Source organism: Rhodanobacter sp. G1 (assembly GCF_055397855.1).
Genome location: NZ_AP039674.1, coordinates 1633940 through 1652588 on the forward strand (window position 1 = coordinate 1633940; position 18649 = coordinate 1652588).

The 18649-nt window shown below is 66.8% G+C and carries 14 protein-coding genes and 1 tRNA gene; all 15 read left to right on the plus strand.

Going from position 1 to position 18649, the window contains the following annotated elements:
* Nucleotide 1 precedes the first annotated feature (1 nt).
* On the plus strand, nucleotides 2-2044 hold the full coding sequence (nuoL, locus tag ACZ5Z2_RS07360) for an NADH-quinone oxidoreductase subunit L (RefSeq protein WP_464761297.1): 2043 nt from the start codon (nucleotides 2-4) through the stop codon (nucleotides 2042-2044).
* A 283-nt stretch (nucleotides 2045-2327) separates the two neighbouring features.
* On the plus strand, nucleotides 2328-3836 hold the full coding sequence (locus ACZ5Z2_RS07365; RefSeq protein ID WP_464761298.1) for an NADH-quinone oxidoreductase subunit M: 1509 nt from the start codon (nucleotides 2328-2330) through the stop codon (nucleotides 3834-3836).
* Nucleotides 3837-3848: 12 nt separating this feature from the next.
* The gene (gene nuoN / locus ACZ5Z2_RS07370; RefSeq protein WP_464761299.1) at nucleotides 3849-5291 is read left to right on the plus strand and encodes an NADH-quinone oxidoreductase subunit NuoN; all 1443 of its coding nucleotides are present in this window, start codon (nucleotides 3849-3851) and stop codon (nucleotides 5289-5291) included.
* A gap of 76 nt (nucleotides 5292-5367) precedes the next feature.
* Nucleotides 5368-5444, plus strand: a tRNA-Met gene (locus tag ACZ5Z2_RS07375).
* 199 nt (nucleotides 5445-5643) lie between these two features.
* A complete protein-coding gene (locus tag ACZ5Z2_RS07380; RefSeq protein ID WP_464761300.1) occupies nucleotides 5644-6186 on the plus strand; it encodes a ribosome maturation factor RimP in 543 nt (180 codons plus the stop codon).
* A gap of 177 nt (nucleotides 6187-6363) precedes the next feature.
* A complete protein-coding gene (nusA, locus tag ACZ5Z2_RS07385) occupies nucleotides 6364-7869 on the plus strand; it encodes a transcription termination factor NusA (protein WP_464761301.1) in 1506 nt (501 codons plus the stop codon).
* A gap of 126 nt (nucleotides 7870-7995) precedes the next feature.
* On the plus strand, nucleotides 7996-10785 hold the full coding sequence (gene infB, locus ACZ5Z2_RS07390; protein ID WP_464761302.1) for a translation initiation factor IF-2: 2790 nt from the start codon (nucleotides 7996-7998) through the stop codon (nucleotides 10783-10785).
* Nucleotides 10786-10956: 171 nt separating this feature from the next.
* On the plus strand, nucleotides 10957-11328 hold the full coding sequence (gene rbfA, locus ACZ5Z2_RS07395; protein WP_464761303.1) for a 30S ribosome-binding factor RbfA: 372 nt from the start codon (nucleotides 10957-10959) through the stop codon (nucleotides 11326-11328).
* A gap of 10 nt (nucleotides 11329-11338) precedes the next feature.
* Nucleotides 11339-12268: a tRNA pseudouridine(55) synthase TruB gene (gene truB / locus ACZ5Z2_RS07400; protein ID WP_464761304.1), complete on the plus strand. Its 930-nt coding sequence runs from the start codon at nucleotides 11339-11341 to the stop codon at nucleotides 12266-12268.
* Between the two features lie 159 nt (nucleotides 12269-12427).
* Nucleotides 12428-12697 (plus strand): 30S ribosomal protein S15, encoded by a 270-nt coding sequence (gene rpsO, locus ACZ5Z2_RS07405; protein ID WP_464761305.1) that lies wholly within the window; start codon nucleotides 12428-12430, stop codon nucleotides 12695-12697.
* A 20-nt stretch (nucleotides 12698-12717) separates the two neighbouring features.
* Complete coding sequence (pnp, locus tag ACZ5Z2_RS07410; RefSeq protein ID WP_464761306.1) at nucleotides 12718-14814, plus strand: polyribonucleotide nucleotidyltransferase; 2097 nt, start codon at nucleotides 12718-12720, stop codon at nucleotides 14812-14814.
* 325 nt (nucleotides 14815-15139) lie between these two features.
* Nucleotides 15140-16213 (plus strand): poly(R)-hydroxyalkanoic acid synthase subunit PhaE, encoded by a 1074-nt coding sequence (locus ACZ5Z2_RS07415; RefSeq protein WP_464761307.1) that lies wholly within the window; start codon nucleotides 15140-15142, stop codon nucleotides 16211-16213.
* A 14-nt stretch (nucleotides 16214-16227) separates the two neighbouring features.
* A complete protein-coding gene (locus tag ACZ5Z2_RS07420; protein WP_464761308.1) occupies nucleotides 16228-17295 on the plus strand; it encodes a class III poly(R)-hydroxyalkanoic acid synthase subunit PhaC in 1068 nt (355 codons plus the stop codon).
* Between the two features lie 23 nt (nucleotides 17296-17318).
* Nucleotides 17319-17504 (plus strand): PspC domain-containing protein, encoded by a 186-nt coding sequence (locus tag ACZ5Z2_RS07425; RefSeq protein ID WP_464761309.1) that lies wholly within the window; start codon nucleotides 17319-17321, stop codon nucleotides 17502-17504.
* A gap of 29 nt (nucleotides 17505-17533) precedes the next feature.
* Complete coding sequence (mtnA, locus tag ACZ5Z2_RS07430) at nucleotides 17534-18547, plus strand: S-methyl-5-thioribose-1-phosphate isomerase (protein ID WP_464761310.1); 1014 nt, start codon at nucleotides 17534-17536, stop codon at nucleotides 18545-18547.
* The last annotated feature ends 102 nt before the right edge of the window (nucleotides 18548-18649 follow it).

Consider the following 18649-nt stretch of genomic DNA (forward strand, 5'->3'; position numbering starts at 1 on the left):
GATGCAACTTTCGACATCCATCCTGCTGACGATCGCGCTGGCGCCGCTGGTGGGCTGCCTGCTGGCCGGCTTCCTCGGCAAGCAGATCGGCCGCGCCGGCGCGCACAGCGTCACCATCCTCGGCCTGCTGGTTTCCTGCGGCCTCGCGTTCTACGTGCTGTATTCGCTGGTCTGGGGCGGCGCGGCCAACTACAACCAAGACATCTACACCTGGTTCGCGATCGGCAAGTACAGCGGCAGCGTGGGCTTCCTGGTCGACCGCCTCACCGCGATGATGATGGTGGTGGTGACCTTCGTGTCGCTGCTGGTGCACGTCTACACCATCGGCTACATGGCCGACGATCCGGGCTACCAGCGCTTCTTCAGCTACATCTCGCTGTTCACCTTCTCCATGCTGATGCTGGTGATGGCGAACAACTTCATGCAGCTGTTCTTCGGCTGGGAAGCGGTGGGCCTGGTGTCGTACCTGCTGATCGGCTTCTGGTACAAGCGGCCGACCGCGATCTTCGCCAACCTCAAGGCCTTTCTGGTCAACCGCGTGGGCGACTTCGGTTTCCTGCTGGGCATCTCGGCGGTGCTGTATTTCCTGGGATCGCTGGATTACGCCACCGTGTTCGCGGCGGCGCCGGATCTCGCCGGCAAGACCCTGCAGATCACCGCGAACACGCAGTGGGATGCGGCCACGGTGATCTGCATCTGCCTGTTCATCGGTGCGATGGGCAAGTCGGCGCAGGTGCCGCTGCACGTGTGGCTGCCCGATTCGATGGAAGGCCCGACCCCGATCTCCGCGCTGATCCACGCCGCCACGATGGTGACCGCGGGCATCTTCATGGTGGCGCGCATGTCGCCGATCTTCGAGCTGTCGCAGACCGCGCTCAGCTTCGTGATGGTGATCGGCGCCACCGGTGCGCTGTTCACCGGCCTGATCGGCATCGTGCAGAACGACATCAAGCGCGTGGTGGCGTACTCCACGCTGTCGCAGCTGGGCTACATGACGGTGGCGCTGGGCGTGTCGGCCTATGCCGGCGCGGTGTTCCACCTGATGACCCATGCCTTCTTCAAGGCGCTGCTGTTCCTGGGCGCGGGCTCGGTGATCATCGCCATGCACCACGAGCAGGACATGCGCTACATGGGCGGCCTGCGCAAGTACATGCCGATCACCTGGATCACGATGTGGATCGGCTCGCTGGCGCTGTGCGGCGTGCCGTTCTTCTCGGGCTTCTACTCGAAGGACGCGATCATCGAGGCGGTGGGCGAGTCGCACCGCTGGGGTTCGGGCTACGCCTACTTCTGCGTGCTGGCCGGCGCTTTCGTCACCGCGCTGTACACCTTCCGCCAGATGTACCTGACCTTCCACGGCAAGGAGCGCTTCACCGTGGTGGCGCACCATGGCCATGGACATCATGACGACGACCACGGCCACCACAAGCCGGGCGAGCTGGCGCACGCGCCGCACGAATCGCCATGGGTGGTGACGCTGCCGCTGGTGCTGCTGGCGATCCCGTCGCTGCTGGTGGGTTTCTTCGCGGTGAAACCACTGCTGTTCGGCGGCTGGTTCGGTTCGGCCATCCACGTGGACGAGGCGAACAACGTGCTGGGCGAGCTGGCCGGGGAGTTCCATGGAGCCATGTCGATGGCGCTGCACGGGTTCAACCCGATTGGCCCGTTCGGCCTGGTGCTGCTGGCCTTCGTGATCCAGACCTACATCTATCTGTTCAACCCGGCATTGGCTGGTCGCATCAAGAATGCGCTGCACCCGTTGTGGACGGTGCTCGACCGCAAGTACTGGATCGACGACGTCTATTTCGCCGTGTTCGCCAAGGGCGGCCAGAAGCTGGGCCGGCTGTTCTGGAAGGCCGGCGACGCCGCGGTGATCGACGGCGTGATGGTCGACGGCACCACCGCCTTGACCCGCCGCATCGCCTCGGGCATGCGCCGGTTGCAGTCGGGTTATCTCTATCAGTACGCCTTCGCGATGATCCTCGGCCTGATCCTGCTGCTCGGCGGGTACTGGCTGTTCGGTTCCATGCCGGCTGCGCAATAAGAGCCTATTTATGATTCCCAAGCACCCCGCGTTGTCATCGAGTGGTCGTCAGGTGGTAGGGCGTGGCGCCGGCCTGCCTGGCTGGCAGGCCAAGCCGCGTGCTGCCGCATGGCGGCCACTCGATGACAACCCGCAGGGCCGGGCCTGTTTGCCCGCATGCCTGCGTCATCACTCAGTCGTGGACGGACGTCCACTCCTTCGTTCTTCCTTGACCTGCGCGCAAACAGACCCCGGCGCGGGGCGCTTGGGAATCATAAATAGGCTCTAAGGGAAGCAAGCAAACATGTTCAATCACTTGCTCAGCCTTCTGATCTGGCTGCCCATCGCCGGCGCGGTGCCGGTGCTGCTGGCCGGTTCCGCACGGCCCAACCTGGCGCGCTGGCTCGCGCTGCTGTTCATGGTGCTCACCTTCGTGGCGAGCCTGTTCCTGCTGCCGCAGTACGACGCGGCGCAGGGCGGCATGCAACTGGTCGAGAGCCACCTGTGGATCGCCTCGCTGAACGTGCACTACGGCCTGGCCGTGGACGGCATCTCGGTGGCGCTGATCCTGCTCACCACCATCGTCGGCATCCTGGTGGTGGTCGGCGCGTGGGAGGTGATCCAGAACAAGCCGCACCAGTACATGGCCGCGATGCTCGCGCTCGAGGGCGTGATGATCGGCGTGTTCTGCGCCACCGACGCCTTGCTGTTCTACGTGTTCTTCGAGGCGATGCTGATCCCGATGTTCATCCTCATCGGTGTCTGGGGTGGCCCGCGCCGCGTGTACGCGACGCTGAAGTTCTTCATCTACACCTTCCTCGGCTCGGTCTTCATGCTGATCGCGCTGCTGTACCTGTACCACCGGGCCGGCACGTTCGATCTGCATACGCTGGCGGCGCTGCCGCTGACCTTCAACGAGCAGATGTGGATCTTCTTCGCCTTCCTGCTCGCCTTCGCGATCAAGGTGCCGATGGTGCCGGTGCACACCTGGCTGCCGGACGCGCACGTGGAGGCGCCGACCGGCGGCTCGGTGGTGCTGGCGGCGGTGATGCTGAAGGTAGGCACCTACGGCATGCTGCGCTTCATCCTGCCGATCGTGCCGGATGCGGGCCAGCACTACGCATGGCTGGTGATCGGGCTCAGCCTGGTGGCGGTGGTCTACATCGGCTACGTGGCGCTGGTGCAGGAGGACATGAAGAAGCTGGTGGCGTACTCGTCCGTGGCGCACATGGGCTTCGTCACGCTGGGCATCTTCATCGCCTTCATGCTGGCGCGCCAGCTCGGCGATGTCGACACGGCGCGGCTGGGCATGCAGGGCGCGATGGTGCAGATGATCTCGCACGGCTTCGTCTCCGGCGCGATGTTCACCTGCATCGGCGTGATGTACGACCGCCTGCACACCCGCCTGATCAAGGACTACGGCGGCGTCATCAACGTGATGCCCTGGTTCGGCTTCTTCTACGTGCTGTTCGCGATGGCCAACTGCGGCCTGCCGGGCACCAGCGGTTTCGTGGGCGAGTTCATGGTGGTGCTGGCCAGCTTCAAGGCCAACCCGTGGATCGCGTTCTTCGCCGCGTTCACCCTGATCATCGGCGCGGCCTACACGCTGTGGCTGGTCAAGCGCGTGCTGTGGGGCGACATCCACAACCCGCACGTGGCCGAGATGAAGGACATCAACGGCCGTGAAACCTTCGTGCTGCTGACCTTCGCCGCGCTGACGGTGGCGCTGGGCGTCTGGCCGGAGCCGCTGATCCACCTGATGGACAGCTCGGTGACGCAGGTGGTGCAGCAGCTGGCCATCCACAAGATCTGATCGGGATAGAACATGCCTACCTTCAACGACATCCTGGTCTTGCTGCCGGAGTTCTACCTGGTGGCGGTGGCGTGCTTGCTGCTGCTGCTGGACGCGTTCATGAAGCCGGAGCAGCGCGGCGCGCTGCACTGGATTTCCATCGCGGTGCTGCTGGTGGCCGCCTACATGGTGGTGGCCGGCCAGCCCGACGTCACCGTGACCGCCTTCGGCGGCATGTTCGTGCGCGACCAGGTCTCGGAAATCCTCAAGGTGTTCGCGCTGCTGAGCACGATCCTGGTGTTCATCTACGCGCGGCCGTACCTGATCGAGCGCAAGCAGTTCATCGGCGAGTTCTACACGCTGATGATCTTCGCGGTGATCGGCGTGATGCTGCTGGTGTCGGCCGGCAACCTGGTGATGGTCTACCTGGGCCTGGAGCTGCTGACGCTGTCGTCCTATGCGCTGGTGGCGCTGAACCGCGATTCCCCGTTGTCGTCCGAGGCCGCGATCAAGTACTTCGTGCTGGGCGCGTTGTCCTCCGGCATGCTGCTGTATGGCATGTCGATGGTGTATGGCGCCACCGGTTCGCTGGATCTGGCCCAGCTGCACACCGTGGCGACGCAGAGCGCGATGCCGAACCTGCTGGTGTTCGGCCTGATCTTCATGCTGGTGGGCGTCGCCTTCAAGCTCGGCGCGGCGCCGTTCCACATGTGGATCCCGGACGTGTACCAGGGTGCCTCCACGCCGGTCACCACCTTCATCGCCTCCACTTCCAAGCTGGCAGCGTTCGGCATGGCGTGGCGCCTGCTGGAGACGGGTCTGGGCGGGCTGTCGCAGCACTGGCAGCCGATGCTGGCCGCGATCGCGGTGCTGTCGATGGCGATCGGCAACCTGGTCGCCATCGTGCAGACCAACCTCAAGCGCATGCTGGCCTATTCGACCATCTCGCACATGGGCTACCTGATGCTGGGCCTGGTCAACGCGGGGCCGGAAGGCTATTCCGCCGCGATGTTCTACGCGATCAGCTACGCGCTGATGAGCACGGTGTCGTTCGGTGTGATCCTGGCGCTGTCCCGCGCGGGTTTCGAGTGCGAGGAGATCGCCGACCTCAAGGGCCTGAACCAGCGCTCGCCGTGGTTTGCCGCGCTGATGGCGCTGGCGCTGTTCTCGCTGGCCGGCGTGCCGCCGCTGTTCGGCTTCTACGCGAAGTACCTGGTGCTGCAGGCGGCGATCGACGCGCACATGCTGTGGCTGGCCATCGTCGGCGCGGTGTTCGCCATCGTCGGCCTGTACTACTACCTGCACGTGGTCAAGGTGATGTACTTCGACAAGCCGGAAGAGGGCGGCGCCGATCAGCCGCAGGCCGATACCTCGCTGCGCGTGGTGCTGTCGATCAACGCGCTGGCGCTGCTGGTGCTGGGTGTGTACTGGGGCCCGCTGCTGGGCTGGTGCCGCCATTCGTTCGGCCTCGGCTGATCGAAGAATTTGATGGAAAGTTCTTCGGCGAGGCTTGCGGTGAATGGCAAGTCTCGCTAGAATCTTCGGACTCTGATGCGGGGTGGAGCAGTCTGGCAGCTCGTCGGGCTCATAACCCGAAGGTCGCAGGTTCGAATCCTGCCCCCGCTACCAGATACTTTCTTGGAACAAGAAAGCCTCCTCGTGAGGCTTTTTTGTTGGGCGCCAGGATGGCGCCGCGCTTGCCGAGGCTGGTTGCGGGCAAGCGCCGGAGGAGCCGCCTGGAGTCGGTACATCGGCGAGGACGCTCCGGCAAGGAGCAGGGAATGGGCCGTCGAGCCCATTTTTTGTTTTCGCGATTTGGAAACGCATGATGGATACGAACGCACTGGCACAACGCTTCAGCACCGTCCTGGCCGATCTCGGCCTGGAGTGCATCGGCGTGGAATTCCTGCCCTCGCAAGGGCAGAGTACCCTGCGCGTGTACCTGGATATTCCCGAGGGCGCCGCTGCCGCGGATGGCGAGCGCCGCGAGGTGGGCATCGAGGATTGCGAGGCCGCCAGCCGCGAGCTTTCCGCGCTGCTGGACGTGGAGGATCCGATTCCCGGCCACTACGTGCTGGAGGTTTCCTCGCCCGGTATCGACCGCCCGCTGTTCACTGCCGCGCAGTTCGCGCGCGTGACCGGACAGGAAGTGAAGCTGCTGCTGCGCGCGCCGCTGGAAGGCCGTCGCCGCCTGCGCGGCAAGTTGCTGTCGGTGGAAGGCGAACGCCTTTCGCTGGAGGCGGAGGGCAAAGTGTTCGCCTTCGATCACGCGCAGGTGGAAAGCGCCCGCGTGGTGCCCGACTGGGTGGAGCTGGGCTACGCGCCCAAGCCCAAGCCCGGCAAGGGCCCGAGCAAGAAAAAGGTCGATTGAAGCTGTATTGAAGAGTGCGGCCACGGATGGCCGCTCGTTTGATCTTCGCGATCATGGATGAGCGCAAAAATGAATGCCGAATAGTGCGACCATGGACGATCGCTTCTTGATCTTCGTACTCATGGACGAATGCAGAAATTTACTGGCCGCCATCGGGGCGCCCATGGAGTTGCAGCAATGAGCAAAGAACTTTTGCTGGTGGTCGACGCGGTCGCGAACGAGAAGGGCGTGCCGCGCGAAGTGATCTTCGAGGCGATGGAAGCCGCGCTGGCCTCGGCCGCCAAGAAGCGCTACCCCGAGGAAGAGCCGGACATCCGCGTGGCCATCGACCACGACACCGGCGACTACGAAACCTTCCGCCGCTGGGAAGTCATCGCCGACGACGGCGAGATGGAGTCGCCGTTCTACCAGCTGCGCCTGATGGACGCGGTGGACGAGCGCGCCGACGCCCAGGTGGGCGAGTACATCGAGACGCAGATCGAGAACGCCGAGTTCGGCCGCATCGCCGCGCAGGCCGCCAAGCAGGTGATCGTGCAGCGCGTGCGCGAGGCCGAGCGCCAGCAGGTGGTGGACGCCTACAAGGATCGCGTGGGCGAACTGATCACCGGCATCGTCAAGCGCGTGGAGCGCGGCAACATCTATCTCGACCTGGGCGGCAACGCCGAGGCCTTCATCCCGCGCGACAAGACCATTCCGCGCGAATCGGTGCGCGTGGGCGACCGCGTGCGCGGCTACCTGTTCGAAGTGAAGTCCGAAGTGCGCGGTCCGCAGCTGTTCGTGTCGCGCGCGGCGCCGGAGTTCATGATCGAGCTGTTCAAGCTGGAAGTGCCGGAAGTCGGCCAGGGCTTGGTCGAGATCAAGGGCTGCGCCCGCGATCCGGGCGACCGCGCCAAGATCGCCGTACTGGCCCACGACACCCGCACCGACCCGATCGGCGCGTGCATCGGCATGCGCGGCTCGCGCGTGCAGGCGGTGTCCAACGACCTCAACGGCGAGCGCGTGGACATCATCCTGTGGCACGAGAACCAGGCCCAGTACGTCATCAACGCGATGGCGCCGGCCGAGGTGCAGTCCATCATCATGGACGAGGACAAGCACTCGATGGACATCGCGGTGGCCGAGGACAAGCTGTCCCAGGCGATCGGCCGCGGCGGCCAGAACGTGCGCCTCGCCAGCAAGCTCACCGGCTGGCAGCTCAATGTGATGACGCAGGATCAGGTCGCCGCCAAGAGCGAGGCCGAACAGGAAGCCGCGCGCAACCTGTTCATGGAAAAGCTCGAAGTGGATCAGGAGATCGCCAACATCCTCGTGCAGGAAGGCTTCTCCAGCGTCGAGGAAATCGCCTACGTGCCCAGCGCCGAGCTGCTGGCGGTGGAGGGCTTCGACGAGGACATCGTCGAGGAGTTGCGCGCCCGTGCCCGCGACGCATTGCTCACCGAGGCGCTGGCCGTCGAGGAGAACCTCGACGAGCACCAGCCCAGCGAGGAGCTGCTGGCGCTCGACGGCATGGACGAAGAGGTCGCCTATGCGCTGGCCGCCCGCGGCGTGGCCACGGTGGACGACCTCGCCGACCAGGCGGTGGACGACCTGATCGACATCGAAGGCATGACCGAAGAGCGTGCCGCGGCGTTGATCATGGCCGCGCGCGCGCCGATGATCGCGCAGCTGGAGAAGGGCGGCTAACCGCGAACGGCCGCGCCCCGGACGGGCGCGCCGAGGAAGGCCGAAGGCCTTCCACCATGGACGGCGGTGTTCGCGCGGCGCAGGCCGCACGGGCGACAAGCGCGGGAAAGGTGGAGAAACAACACGATGTCGGACATCACAATCAAACAACTTGCCGAGCAGGTGAAAATGCCGATGGACAAGCTGCTGGCGCAGCTTGCCGAAGCCGGCATGAACTTCTCCAAGCCCGATCAGTTGATCAGCACCACCGAGCGCATGAAGCTGCTGGGCTTCCTGCGCCGCACCCACGGCAAGGGCGAGCCGACGGCTGAAGCCGCCGACAGCGCGCCGCGCCAGATCACGCTGAAGCGCCGCGTGGTGGGCGAACTGAAGGTTTCCACGCCGGGCGGCCGCGGCGCCGCGGCCACCGCCAAGACGGTGAACATCGAAGTGCGCGCCAAGCGCACCTACGTCAAGCGCAGCGTGATCGCGGAAGAGGCGAGCGCCGAGCCCGAGCGCGAGGAGGCCGTGCGCAAGCTGGCCGAGTCCCGCGAGCAGCGCGCGCAGGAGGAACAGGATCGCCGCGAGGCCGAGCAGCGCAAGCAGGAAGCCCTGCAGCGCGAGCAGGAAGAGCGTCGCCGCGCGCAGGAACAGGCCGAGGAGCGCCGTCGCGAGGCCGAAGCCGAGGCTGCCAGCGTCACTGAAGCCGAGCCGGTCGACGAGCCTGCGGACGACACGCCCGAGCCCGCGCCGGAAGCGGACGCACCGGTGGTCGCCAACGATGCCGCCGAACCGGCGCAGCCTGTGGTGCAGCGCCTCGACACGCGCGGCCTCGGCATGATCGTTCCGCAGGTGCACGAGCCGCGCAAGCGCGAGAAGCTGGTCAAGCCGGCGCCTGCACCCGCTCCTGCGCCGGCTCCGGCGCGCGCCGCTGCGCCTGCTGCGGCAGCGCCGGGCGATGCGCGCGGCAAGGCCCGCCACGGCGGGCGCGAGCGCGACGACGTGGCCGGCGGCAAGCGTTTCGCCGCCGGCGAACTGCATCTGAGCGACGCTGACCGTGCCCGCCGTTCCAGCGGCAAGCGCGGCAAGCCGGTGAAAGGCTCCGCGCGCGAAGCCATGCGCGGCGGTGCGCCGGCCGGCGGTGCGCACGGCTTCACCCGTCCCACCGCTGCCGTCGTGCGCGACGTGGTGGTGGGCGACGCCAACGTGGTCGCCGAGCTGGCGCAGAAGATGGCGGTCAAGGGTTCCGAGGTGGTCAAGGCGCTGTTCAAGATGGGCGTGATGGCCACCATCAACCAGACCATCGACCGCGACACCGCGATGCTGGTGGTGGAGGAGCTTGGCCACAAGGTGGTCGAGGCCAACGCCAACAACGCCGAGGCCGCGCTGGCCGCGCACACGCAGAGCGTGGAGCTGGAAGGCGAGAAGCAGCCGCGCCCGCCGGTGGTCACCATCATGGGCCACGTCGACCACGGCAAGACCTCGCTGCTGGACTACATCCGCCGCACCAAGGTCGCCTCGGGCGAAGCCGGCGGCATCACCCAGCACATCGGCGCCTACCACGTGGAAACGCCGAAGGGCGTGATCACCTTCCTCGACACCCCCGGCCACGCCGCGTTCACCGCGATGCGCGCCCGCGGCGCGCAGTCCACCGACATCGTGGTGCTGGTGGTGGCCGCCGACGACGGCGTGATGCCGCAGACTGCCGAAGCCGTGAAGCATGCGCAGGCGGCCAAGGTGCCGCTGATCGTGGCGCTGAACAAGATGGACAAGGCCGACGCCAATCCGGATCACGTCAAGCAGGGCCTCGGCAACCTGGAAGTGATTCCGGAAGAGTGGGGCGGCGACACGCCGTTCGTGCCGGTGTCGGCCAAGACCGGCATGGGCATCGACGCCCTGCTCGACGCGATCTCGGTGCAGGCCGAGGTGATGGAACTCACCGCGGTGGTCGATGGCGCGGCTTCGGGCGTGGTGATCGAGTCCAGCCTGGACAAGGGCCGCGGCCCGGTGGCCACGGTGCTGGTGCAGCAGGGCACGCTGAAGCGCGGCGACTTCGTGGTCTGCGGCATCGAGTACGGCCGCATGCGCGCGCTGGTCGACGAGACCGGCAAGACCGTGCAGGAAGCCGGCCCGTCGATCCCGGTGCAGGTGCTGGGCCTCTCCGGCGTGCCGGAGGCGGGCGACGACTTCGTGGTGGTGGCCGACGAGAAGCTGGCCAAGCAGGTGGCTGCCGAGCGCCAGCTCAAGCGCCGCGAGACGCGCATGGTCAGCAAGGCCAACCGCCTCGAGGACATCATGGCGCAGATGGGCCAGGGCACCGGCCAGCAGACGCTCAACATCCTGGTCAAGGCCGACGTGCAGGGTTCGGTCGAGGCGCTGCGCGAATCGCTCAGCGCGATCGGCAACGAGAACGTCAAGGTCAACGTGATCGCCGCCGGCGTCGGCGGCATCACCGAGTCCGACGCCACGCTGGCTGCCGCGTCCAAGGCGCTGGTGATCGGCTTCAACGTGCGTGCCGATGCCTCGGCGCGCAAGGTGATCGACACCGCCGGCCTCGACGTGCGCTACTTCTCGATCATCTACGACGTGATCGACCAGGTGAAGCAGGCGGCATCCGGCCTGCTGGGCGTGGAGATCCGCGAGGAGATCATCGGCATCGCCCAGGTGCGCGAGGTGTTCCGCAGCTCCAAGTTCGGCGCGGTCGCCGGCTGCATGGTCACCGAAGGCCACGTCAAGCGCAGCAAGCCGATCCGCGTGCTGCGCGACAACACAGTGGTGTTCGAGGGCGAACTGGAATCGCTGCGCCGCTTCAAGGATCTGGTGGACGAAGTGCGCAACGGCATGGAGTGCGGCATCGCCGTGAAGCAGTACAACGACGTCAAGGTCGGCGACCAGATCGAGTGCTTCGAGCGTATTGAGGTGGCCCGCACGTTGTAAGCACCTGCTCCCTCTCCCCTCCGGGGAGAGGGTTGGGGTGAGGGGCCGGCCTGGCCCCAGTGAATGCAGGGCGAGGCAAGCCCCGCCCCTCACCCGTCCTCTCCCCGGAGGGGAGAGGTGACAACGAGGCTGCCGCAGCGCGGCAGCTGCGCTATTTGACTGGAGCACCCCATGCCCTCCCGCGACTTCAAACGTACCGACCGCGTAGGCGCCGAATTGCGGCGCGAACTCGGCATGCTGGTGCATGCCGCGGTGCGCGATCATGGCCTGCCGTCGTGCAGCGTGTCGGACGTGGAGGTGAGCCGCGACCTCGACTTTGCCGCCGTGTGGGTGACCGCGCTGCTGCCCGAGCAATCGGCCGCGGCGGTGAAGGCGCTGAACACGCTGGCCGGCGAGTTCCGCCGCGCGCTGTCGCGCAGCATGCGGCTGCGCCGCGTGCCGGAGCTGCGCTTCAAGTACGACGACTCGGTGGACAAGGGCGAACGCATCGATGCGCTGCTGCGCGATGCAGGCGATGCCGCACCGTCGGACGGCGAACCGTAATCCGAGCTTCATGCCCCGCGAACGCAAGCTCCCCCGCATCGCCTGGCGCGACCTGCACGGCATCGTGCTGCTCGACAAGCCTGAAGGCCTGAGCTCCAACGAAGCCCTGCAGGCAACGCGCCGGCTGTTCCGCGCCGCCAAGGGCGGTCATACCGGCGCGCTTGATCCCATGGCCACCGGCCTGTTGCCGCTGTGCTTCGGCGAGGCCACCAAGCTGGCCGGCAACCTGCTGGGCGCGCGCAAGGCCTATCGCGCCGAGTGCCGGCTGGGCATCGCCACGACCACCGCCGACCGCGAAGGCGAGGTGCTGCACGAACGGCCGGTGCCCGCGCTGGACGACGCGGCCGTCGAGGCGGCGCTGGCGCCGCTGCGTGGCCGCATCGTGCAGGTGCCGCCGGCCTATTCGGCGCTGAAGCAGGGCGGCGAGCGGCTGTACCTCAAGGCGCGCCGCGGCGAGGCCGTGGAAGCGCCGCCGCGCGAGGTCGATGTCCACCGGCTGGAGTTGCTGTCGCGTACCGCGGATACCCTGGTGTTCGAGGTGGAATGCGGCTCGGGTACCTACGTGCGCTCGCTGGCCGTGGATCTGGGCGAGGCGCTGGGTTGCGGCGCCCATCTCACCGCCCTGCGCCGGCTATGGGTTGAGCCATTCCGCGCCCCGCGCATGGTCACGCTGGCCGAACTGGAGCAGGCGGCGGGGCAGGGCGACGAAGCCTTGCTGGCCTGGCTGCTGCCGGTGGAGGCGGGGCTGGAGGAGTGGCCAAGGCTGCAACTGGACGAGGTGCAGAGCCAGGCCATCGCGCGCGGCCAGCCCATCGTGGTGGCCGGAGCCAGCGGGCCGCATGCCGCGTTCGCCAGCGACGGCGCCCTGCTGGCGTTGCTGGAACTGGATGCGGACGGGCGCAGCCGCATCCTGCGCGGTTTCAACCTGCCGCCGCCGTGAACCTGGTACTCCACATCACCCTTGTTGACAAGACCGAGCAGCCGCTAGAATAAGCAGGTTATTCCGACACTTTCATCCATAGTCGAAGCTTGCGTTTGCGCCATTGCGGTGGTGCAAACGCAAGCTTCGCATCGCCTTTTCAAGGAAACAGGTATCACCATGTCCCTTACCGCAGAACAGACCGGCAAGATCATCGCTGACTTCGGCCGCGTGCCGAACGACACCGGTTCCACCGAAGTGCAGGTGGCGCTGCTGTCCGCCCGCATCGACCACCTCACCGACCACTTCAAGTCGCACAAGCAGGATCACCATTCCCGCCGCGGCCTGCTGAAGCTGGTGAACCGTCGCAAGAGCCTGCTCGCCTACTTGAAGGATCACGACCTGGCTCGTTACCAGAGCCTGATCGAACGCCTCGGTTTGCGTCGTTGATCTGACAAGGACAAGCCCACATGGCGAAAGTAACCAAGTCATTCCAGTACGGTAAGCACCAAGTCACGCTGGAGACGGGCGAAATCGCCCGCCAGGCGTCCGGTGCGGTGATGGTCAGCATGGGCGGCACCGTGGTGCTGGTCACCGCGGTGGCCGCGGCCAAGGCGAAGGAAGGTCAGGACTTCTTCCCGCTCACCGTCGACTACGTCGAAAAGTTCTACTCCGCCGGTCGCATCCCGGGTGGCTTCTTCAAGCGTGAAGGCCGTCCGACCGAGAAGGAGACGCTGACCTCGCGCCTGATCGATCGTCCGGTGCGTCCGCTGTTCCCGGAAGAATTCAAGAACGAAGTGCAGGTGATCGCCCAGGTCGTTTCGCTCGATCCCGAGATCGACGGCGACATCCCGGCGCTGCTCGGCGCCTCCGCCGCGCTGAGTCTGGCCGGCATCCCGTTCAAGGGCCCGATCGGCGCCGCCCGCGTCGGCTACGCCAACGGCCAGTACCTGCTCAACCCCACCGCCAGCGAACTGGCCGGTTCGCAGTTGGATCTGGTCGTCGCCGGTACCGCCGGCGCGGTGCTGATGGTGGAGTCCGAGGCTGAACTGCTGTCCGAGGACGTGATGCTCGGCGCGGTGGTGTTCGGCCACCAGCAGATGCAGGTCGCGATCCGCGCGATCGCCGAGTTGGCCACCGAGGCCGCCCGTCCGTCGATGGACTGGCAGGCGCCGGCGCGCAACGAGTCGCTGGTCGCCGCGCTCAAGGGCGCCGTGGGCGACAAGCTGGAAGCCGCCTTCCAGGTGCGCGACAAGCTGCAGCGCCGCGACGCGATCGCCGCGATCAAGGCCGACGTGCTGGCCTCGCTGAAGGACGACGCCGAAGCCAAGGGCTGGGACAAGGCCGAACTCGCCAAGGAATTCGGCGAGCTCGAGTACCGCACCCTGCGCGACAGCGTGCTGAAGACCAAGGTGCGCATCGACGGCCGCCAGCTCGACGACGTGCGCGCGATCACCGCCCGCGTGGGCGTGCTGCCGCGCACCCACGGCTCGGCGCTGTTCACCCGCGGCGAGACGCAGGCGCTGGTGGTGGTCACCCTGGGCACCACGCGCGACGCGCAGATCATCGACGCGCCAGCCGGCGAGTCGAAGGATCCGTTCCTGTTCCACTACAACTTCCCGCCGTTCTCGGTGGGCGAGGCCGGCCGCTTCGGCGCGCCGAAGCGCCGCGAGATCGGCCACGGCCGCCTCGCCAAGCGCGGCGTGCAGGCGGTGAAGCCGTCGCTGGAGCAATTCCCCTACGTGCTGCGCGTGGTGTCGGAAATCACCGAATCCAACGGCTCCTCGTCGATGGCCTCGGTGTGCGGCTCCTCGCTGGCGATGATGGACGCGGGCGTGCCGCTGAAGGCGCCGGTGGCCGGCATCGCGATGGGCCTGGTGAAGGAAGGCGACGACTTCGTCGTGCTGTCCGACATTCTGGGCGACGAGGATCACCTCGGCGACATGGACTTCAAGGTGGCCGGTTCGTCCGAGGGCATCAGCGCCCTGCAGATGGACATCAAGATCGACGGCATCACCGAGGAGATCATGAAGGTGGCGCTGGCCCAGGCCAAGCGCGGTCGCCTGCACATCCTCGGCGAGATGGCCAAGGCCATCAGCACCGCGCGCACCGAGATGAGCGAGTACGCGCCGCGCCTGATCACCATCAAGATCCATCCGGACAAGATCCGCGAGGTCATCGGCAAGGGTGGCGCCACCATCCGCTCGATCACCGAGGAAACCGGCGCCACCATCGACATCAACGACGACGGCACCGTGATCATCGCCTCGGTCAACCGCGACGCGGGCGAGGCGGCGAAGAAGCGCATCGAGCAGATCGTCTCCGACGTCGAGCCGGGCCGCATCTACGAGGGCAAGGTCGCCAAGCTGATGGACTTCGGCGCGTTCGTCACCATCATGCCGGGCAAGGACGGCCTGGTGCACGTGTCGCAGATCTCCAACGAGCGCGTCGAGAAGGTGTCCGACAAGCTCAAGGAGGGCGACATCGTCAAGGTCAAGGTGCTGGAAGTGGACAAGCAGGGCCGTATCCGCCTGTCCATGAAGGCGGTGGCCGAGGGCGAGGGCTGATCCAGCCTCCGCGACTCGAATGCAGCAGAACGAGGCCCGGCTTTGCCGGGCCTCGTTCGTTATGGGCAGCACCGTCATCGAAGGCGGCTCGATCGATTCGTGCAATCGAAGGGCTGATTGGCGCGCCGAATTCCGGTTCTCGATCCCGTTCGCGCTGAGCGTAGCCTGCGACAGCAGGCGGAGTCGAAGCGTCATGCCGCCATGCCTTTCGCTTCGGCGCCATGCGCCTACGCTCAGGGCGAACGGGAAAGATGATTGCGCGATCTGTGGGCACCAGTGCAACACGCATTTGCTAGGATGCGGATGTTGCCGACGAGGATGCGCGATGAGCGGACAGACAGGCGATTTCATCAAGGACTGGCAGGTGCTGGCGCAGCAATCCTGGGATACGTGGCTGCGCCAGTTGCAGCCTTCGCCCGTCGTCGCGCCGCCGCCGCCCGGCAACGAGGCGCTGGAGCGCACGCTGGCCGGCCTCAAGGGCTGCTTCGACTGGATGCAGGGCGTGGCCGCGGCCGGCGCCAGCCAGCCTGGCGCGGACTGGCAGACCCTGCTGAAGGCCTGGGCCGGTTCCGGCAACCAGCCTTTCACGCAGGCCTTCAACGGCATCGACAACGCCGCCGCGCAGGGCTTCGTGCAGCAGTGGCAGGCTTGGCTGCAGTCGGTGCAGACGCATGGCTTCGCCATGCCGGGCGCAGCGGACGGCCCGGTGCCGGGCTTCGGCCTGCATCGCGAGCAGTTGATGCAGCAGCAGGAGCTGGCCGCCGCGATCCAGTCGGCGCTGGAGGCGAACGCGCGCTACCAGGAACTGATCCAGCGCGCGAACACGCAGGGGCTGGAGCGCCTGCAGGCGAAACTGGCGCAGCGCGACGCGGCCAGTCCGCCGGTCGAATCGCTGAAGGCGCTGTACGACCTGTGGGTGGATGCCGCCGAGGACGCCTACGCCGAGATCGCGCTGTCCGACGAATTCCGCGTGGCCTACGGCGAGATGGTCAACAGCCAGATGCGCGTGCGCCAGTTGCAGCAGCGCCAGACCGGCCAGCTGTGCCGCGAACTGGGCCTGCCCACGCGCGAGGAGGTCTCGTCGCTGGGCGAGCGGGTGCAGCAGTTGCGCCGTGACCTGCGCAAGCAGGGCGATGGCGAGGCTAGCAATGAAATCCTTACGCTGCGCCGCGAAGTGACGGCACTGCGTCGCGAGTTGGCGGAGCTGGCCGGCCGGCCGGCACGCGCGCAAGTGATAGCAGGCAAGCCCGCGCGTCGCGAAGAGGCGGCGGCCAAGCCCGTGCGTGCGAAGGCTACCCCGGCCAAGACCGCCGCCAAGCGTGCCGCTGTCGCCGCGAAGAAGAAGGCGACAGCGCGCGCCAGGGCCGCCGTTTCCACCAGCCGTTCGCGCAAGCGCTGACCGGGAGAGCCTCCATGGATACTCCGCTCCATCTCGATCCCGCGCGCCTGATGCAGGAAATCGGCACGTTCCAGCGCAAGCTCAGCGCTGGCATGGGCCATCTGCGCGGCATGAGCGAACCCGGCTACGCCAACACGCCGCGCGAACTGGTTTACGCCGAGGACAAGCTGAAGCTGTGGCACATGAAGGGCGACCGCGCACCCACGGCGCGCACGCCCACGCTGATCGTCTACGCGCTGGTCAACACGGTGTGGATGACCGATCTGCAGGCCGACCGCTCGCTGGTGCGCAACCTGCTCGCGCAGGGCGAGGACGTTTACCTGATCGACTGGGGCTACCCCGACGGAGCCGACCGCTGGCTGACGCTGGACGATTACTTGAACGGCTACCTCGACCGCTGCGTGGATGCGCTGCGCGGGCGCCACGGCCTGGACGCGGTCAACCTGCTCGGCATCTGCCAGGGCGGCGCGTTCTCGCTTTGCTATTCCGCGATGCACCCGGACAAGGTGAAGAACCTCGTCACCATGGTCACGCCGGTGGATTTCCAGACGCCGGACAACATGCTCTCGCACTGGTGCCGCGCGATGGATGCCGACCTGTTCGTCGACACGCTGGGCAACGTGCCGGCTGGCCTGATGAACTGGGTCTACCTCACGCTGAAGCCGGTGCGACTGAACCAGCAGAAATACGTAGGTCTGGTCGACATCCTCGACAAGCCCGCGGAGCTGGAGAACTTCCTGCGCATGGAGCGCTGGATCTTCGATTCGCCCGACCAGGCCGGCGAGGCCTTCCGCCAGTTCATCAAGGACTTCTACCAGGGCAACAAGCTGGTGAAGGGCGGCCTGGTCATCGGTGGCCGCGAAGTGGATCTGGGCATGGTGAGCCAGCCGGTGCTGAACATCTACGCCGAGCAGGACCACCTGGTGCCGCCCGACGCATCCCGCGCGCTCAAGCGTCGCGTGGGAACCACCGACTACACCGAACTCGCGTTCAAGGGCGGCCACATCGGCATCTACGTGTCCGGCCGAGCGCAACGCGAAGTGCCGCCGGCGATCCACCAGTGGTTGCGCGCGCGCGACTGACCTCACCGACAGGAATCCGCAACATGGAAAAACGCCTCCAACGTTCCCGCCAGAACCGCCAGTTGGCTGGCGTCTGCGGCGGCATCGCCGAATACCTCGGCTGGGATCCGACCCTGGTGCGAGTGGCGTGGATCATCCTCACCCTGCTGGGCGGCTCGGGCATCCTGATCTACCTGATCCTGTGGCTGGTGATGCCGGAATCGCCCTGACTCTTCCGTTCCAACACACGAAGTTCTCCATGGATTACGACCGCTACGACCGCGTCCGCGCCGTGCAATGGCGCGGCGATCACCTCCGTTTGCTCGACCAGCGCCTGCTGCCGCAGGAGGAACGCTGGATCGATTGCCGCGACACTGCCGCGGTGACGCAGGCCATCAAGGATCTCGCCGTACGCGGTGCGCCGGCCATCGGCATCGCCGCCGCATGGGGCGTGGTTCTGGCCGCGCAGCAGGGCGGACCGCTGGATGCCGCGTTGGCGCAATTGCGTGCGGCGCGCCCCACCGCGGTGAACCTGATGTGGGCGTTGGATCGCATGAAGGCGCGCATCGCCGCGGGCGCCGATGCGCAGGCGCTGGAGCGCGAGGCGCGGGCGATCCAGGACGAAGACTTGGCCGCCAATCGCCACATGGGCGAGCTGGGCGCCGCGTTGATCACGCCGGGTTCGGGTGTGCTCACCCATTGCAATACGGGCTCGCTGGCCACCGCGGGTTTCGGCACCGCGCTGGGCGTGATCCGCGCCGGCGTGGCGCAGGGCCGCATCGCCCGCGTGTTCGCGGGCGAGACACGGCCCTGGCAGCAGGGCACGCGGCTCACCATGTACGAACTGGTGCGCGACGGCATCCCCGCGCAGTTGATCGCGGATTCGGCCGCCGCGCACCTGATGAAGTCCGGCGCGGTGCAATGGGTGATCGTGGGCGCCGACCGCATTGCCGCGAACGGCGACACCGCGAACAAGATCGGCACCTATCAGCTGGCCATCGCGGCGAAGCATCACGGCTTGAAGTTCATGGTGGTTGCACCGTCCTCCACGGTGGACATGGCCACGGCTTCGGGCGAGCACATCGAGATCGAATTGCGCGATCCCGCGGAGCTGCTCGCCGTCGGCGGCAGGCGCATGGCGGTGGAGGGTGCCGAGGCCTGGAACCCGGTGTTCGACGTCACGCCGGCCAGCCTGATCGACGCCATCGTCACCGAGCGCGGCGTGATCGAGCGGCCGGGCGAAACGGCGATGCGGGCGCTGTTCGGCGCCTGAAAACGGCCTGTGCGACGCGCCGGCGAAGCCGCGCGTCGCGACGCCTTGCCGCGAGTGTGAAATCGCGGCGCAAGGCATTGAAACACAAGGCTTAGTTTTCGA

Coding starts and splice junctions, on each gene's coding strand:
- ACZ5Z2_RS07365 (WP_464761298.1), top strand. CDS start 2,328: ATGTTCAATCACTTGCTCAGCCTTCTGATCTGGCTGCCCATCGCCGGC.
- nusA (WP_464761301.1), top strand. CDS start 6,364: ATGAGCAAAGAACTTTTGCTGGTGGTCGACGCGGTCGCGAACGAGAAG.
- rbfA (WP_464761303.1), top strand. CDS start 10,957: ATGCCCTCCCGCGACTTCAAACGTACCGACCGCGTAGGCGCCGAATTG.
- ACZ5Z2_RS07425 (WP_464761309.1), top strand. CDS start 17,319: ATGGAAAAACGCCTCCAACGTTCCCGCCAGAACCGCCAGTTGGCTGGC.
- ACZ5Z2_RS07420 (WP_464761308.1), top strand. CDS start 16,228: ATGGATACTCCGCTCCATCTCGATCCCGCGCGCCTGATGCAGGAAATC.
- ACZ5Z2_RS07380 (WP_464761300.1), top strand. CDS start 5,644: ATGGATACGAACGCACTGGCACAACGCTTCAGCACCGTCCTGGCCGAT.
- infB (WP_464761302.1), top strand. CDS start 7,996: ATGTCGGACATCACAATCAAACAACTTGCCGAGCAGGTGAAAATGCCG.
- nuoN (WP_464761299.1), top strand. CDS start 3,849: ATGCCTACCTTCAACGACATCCTGGTCTTGCTGCCGGAGTTCTACCTG.
- ACZ5Z2_RS07415 (WP_464761307.1), top strand. CDS start 15,140: ATGAGCGGACAGACAGGCGATTTCATCAAGGACTGGCAGGTGCTGGCG.
- truB (WP_464761304.1), top strand. CDS start 11,339: ATGCCCCGCGAACGCAAGCTCCCCCGCATCGCCTGGCGCGACCTGCAC.
- nuoL (WP_464761297.1), top strand. CDS start 2: ATGCAACTTTCGACATCCATCCTGCTGACGATCGCGCTGGCGCCGCTG.
- pnp (WP_464761306.1), top strand. CDS start 12,718: ATGGCGAAAGTAACCAAGTCATTCCAGTACGGTAAGCACCAAGTCACG.
- mtnA (WP_464761310.1), top strand. CDS start 17,534: ATGGATTACGACCGCTACGACCGCGTCCGCGCCGTGCAATGGCGCGGC.
- rpsO (WP_464761305.1), top strand. CDS start 12,428: ATGTCCCTTACCGCAGAACAGACCGGCAAGATCATCGCTGACTTCGGC.